Below are 3,277 nucleotides of genomic sequence, written 5' to 3'. Positions count from 1 at the left end.
CGGGTGCTACTGGACCTCAAGGTGCGCAAGGTAACACGGGTGCTACTGGACCTCAAGGTGCGCAAGGTAACACGGGTGCTACTGGACCTCAAGGTGCTCAAGGTAACACGGGTGCTACTGGACCTCAAGGTMTTCAAGGTAACACGGGTGCTACTGGACCTCAAGGTGCGCAAGGTAACACGGGTGCCACTGGACCTCAAGGTACGCAAGGTAACACGGGTGCCACTGGACCTCAAGGTACGCAAGGTAACACGGGTGCTACTGGTTCCACTGGACCTCAAGGTGCGCAAGGTAACACGGGTGCTACTGGACCTCAAGGTACGCAAGGTAACACTGGTGCTACTGGACCTCAAGGTATTCAAGGTAACACKGGTGCTACTGGACCTCAAGGTGCGCAAGGTAACACGGGTGCCACTGGACCTCAAGGTACGCAAGGTAACACTGGTGCCACTGGACCTCAAGGTGCTCAAGGTAACACGGGTGCTACTGGTGCCACTGGACCTCAAGGYGCKCAAGGTAACACTGGTGCTACTGGTTCCACTGGACCTCAAGGTGCGCAAGGTAACACGGGTGCTACTGGACCTCAAGGTGCTCAAGGTAACACGGGCGCTACTGGTTCCACTGGACCTCAAGGTGCTCAAGGTAATACAGGTGCCACTGGACCTCAAGGCGCTCAAGGTAATACAGGTGCCACTGGACCTCAAGGTGCGCAAGGTAACACGGGTGCTACTGGACTTCAAGGTGCTCAAGGTAACACGGGCGCTACTGGACCTCAAGGTGCTCAAGGTAATACAGGCGCTACTGGTTCCACTGGACCTCAAGGTGCTCAAGGTGCTCAAGGTAACACAGGTGCTACCGGACCTCAAGGTATTCAAGGTAACACTGGTGCTACTGGACCTCAAGGTGCGCAAGGTAACACKGGTGCTACYGGACCTCAAGGTSTTCAAGGTAACACKGGTGCTACCGGACCTCAAGGTSTTCAAGGTAACACKGGTGCTACTGGTATAGGAGTTACCGGASYTACCGGACCTTCTGGTGGGCCTCGGTAACACAGGTGCTACTGGACCTCAAGGCGCTCAAGGTAACACWGGTGCTACCGGACCTCAAGGTGCTCAAGGTAACACAGGTGCTACCGGACYTCAAGGTGCTCAAGGTAACACAGGTGCTACCGGACCTCAAGGTGTTCAAGGACCAACGGGTGCTACTGGTATAGGAGTTACCGGACCTACTGGACCTAGCTTCCCAGTAGCAACAATCGTTGTAACAAACAACATCCAACAAACAGTACTCCAATTTAACAACTTTATTTTTAGTACTGCAATTAACGTAAACAATATTATCTTTAACGGCACAAATACAGTTACTGTTATTAACGCTGGTATTTATGTAATTAGCGTATCYATYTCTACAACTGCRCCAGGATGYGCTCCRCTYGGARTAGGAATTTCAATTAATGGAGCAGTTGCTACTGACAACTTCTCTTCAAATCTAATAGGCGACTCACTTTCATTTACTACAATCGAAACATTAGCTGCTGGAGCAAACATTTCTGTCCAATCTACTCTTAACGAGATTACGATCCCTGCAACAGGAAACACTAACATTCGTCTTACTGTATTTAGAATCGCTTAAATTTCACTATTTATTGTTTATGACAAATAAAAAAAAGAGCGAGAAACTCGCTCTTTTTTTGTTATGTACAATAATTCATTACTACTCTAATTCAATTGAAACATTTTTTTGTGGTACAAATGTAGAAATTGCATGTTTATAAATAAGCTGTTGCTTACCTTCTGTTTCCAGCAGGACTGTAAAATTATCAAATCCTTTAATTAATCCACGAAGCTGGAAACCATTTAATAAGTACAGCGTAACGAACGTATTCTCTTTACGGAGTTGATTTAAAAACTGATCTTGAATATTGATTGATTGCTTCATGTCGAATCCTCCTCTTTTTCTCTACTTACTATTATTCGACTTTAGTTGTAGCTTTCCTTCTATGTATCGTAAAATTTCTGACGTTTTTTCACCATCAGTAACATCGAACCACGCGACATCCATCTTATTACGGAACCACGTTAATTGACGTTTTGCATAACGGCGTGAATTCGTCTTTAATTGTGATACCGCTTCTTCTAAAGATACACGATTCTCAAAATAATCATATATCTCTTTATAACCAATCGCTTGAATAGATTGACAATCTCGCACTCCTCTTTCATGTAAACCTTTTACTTCTTCTAATAAACCTTGTTCAACCATTAGGTTAACACGTAAGTTAATGCGATCGTATAGCATTTCTCGATCCATTGTCAAGCCAATTAATGAAACATCGTACAGTAACTCATTTTCTTGTTTTTCGAGCTGGTTACTCATTTTTTCACCCGTCGTGTGAAAAATTTCTAACGCCCGAATAACACGCCTTACATTATTGGCATGAATACGCTCCGCACTTTCTGGATCTACTTCTTGCAACTTTTTATGTACATATTCCACACCGTGTTCTAATGCTAACTTTTCCATCTGTTCTCGGTATGTAGCGTCCCCAGCCTCATCTGTAAACTGGTAATCGAATAGAACAGATTGTATATAGAGACCGGTTCCACCAACAATAATTGGTAATTTCCCGCGCTCTGTAATTTCTCGAATGCACTTACGGACACTTTCTTGAAATTCCGCCACAGAAAATGAATCTTCCGGATCTTTTATATCAATCATATAATGTGGAATTCCGTCCATCTCATCTGTCGTCACCTTTGCAGTCCCGATATCCATCGTACGATAAATTTGCATGGAATCACCACTAATAATCTCACCATTCAACGCTTTTGCAAGATCGATACTTAATTTCGTCTTTCCGACAGCAGTTGGCCCAATGATGACAGCAACTTTTTCACGTTGCACTTCTCCCATATCATTCAACTCTCTTTATGTAATATACTCCATCTATTGATTATACCCAATCTTACCAATTTTAACGGCATGATTGCAAGTTCTTTGAATCCAGTATATGAAATTACACAAAAAAAAGAGCATAGCTTGTCCAATTCTGCATATACATGATAAAAAATAGCTCGGAGAGGGTGCAATGACTATGAAACAAGCGACTATCGATTTTCCATTATTAATAAAAGACCTTATTTTAGCTACTGCTACAAAAGAACAAAATTGTTCACAAGAAGAATTATACTTCGCACTAAATTGTTTACTACGTTCCTTTCATTCTACTCTTCAAGAAACAACGTTACATCCAGAAAATAAAAATACAGAGTATATG

General features: G+C 43.0%; 3 protein-coding genes and 1 pseudogene. 2 read left to right on the top strand and 2 right to left on the bottom strand.

The features are described 5' to 3' along the window. Positions 1 to 1,632 (top strand): annotated as a pseudogene (locus AC1DJR_RS27265) (Gly-Xaa-Xaa repeat protein); the annotation flags it as partial. Between the two features lie 81 nt (positions 1,633 to 1,713). Here AC1DJR_RS27265 and hfq read toward each other — a convergent pair. Both hfq and miaA read right to left on the bottom strand, forming a co-directional pair. Continuing rightward, complete coding sequence (gene hfq / locus AC1DJR_RS27260) at positions 1,714 to 1,938, bottom strand: RNA chaperone Hfq (protein WP_000813896.1); 225 nt, start codon at positions 1,936 to 1,938, stop codon at positions 1,714 to 1,716. 21 nt (positions 1,939 to 1,959) lie between these two features. After that, entirely contained in the window at positions 1,960 to 2,913 is a 954-nt protein-coding gene (gene miaA / locus AC1DJR_RS27255; protein WP_429686868.1) for a tRNA (adenosine(37)-N6)-dimethylallyltransferase MiaA, read from the bottom strand. A 181-nt stretch (positions 2,914 to 3,094) separates the two neighbouring features. On the opposite strand from miaA, the gene AC1DJR_RS27250 reads away from it, so the two are divergent. After that, the coding region (locus AC1DJR_RS27250; RefSeq protein ID WP_477003971.1) for a hypothetical protein at positions 3,095 to 3,277 on the top strand (183 nt) is incomplete at its 3' end.

It is taken from the genome of Bacillus sp. 05T31, assembly GCF_056396725.1.
The sequence above is the reverse complement of the archived record's forward strand: the minus strand, read 5'-3'. Positions and strand labels throughout refer to the sequence as shown.

Bases quoted from the DNA above. Each gene is read 5' to 3' on its own strand.
- hfq (WP_000813896.1), bottom strand. From the start codon at position 1,938: ATGAAGCAATCAATCAATATTCAAGATCAGTTTTTAAATCAACTCCGT.
- miaA (WP_429686868.1), bottom strand. From the start codon at position 2,913: ATGGGAGAAGTGCAACGTGAAAAAGTTGCTGTCATCATTGGGCCAACT.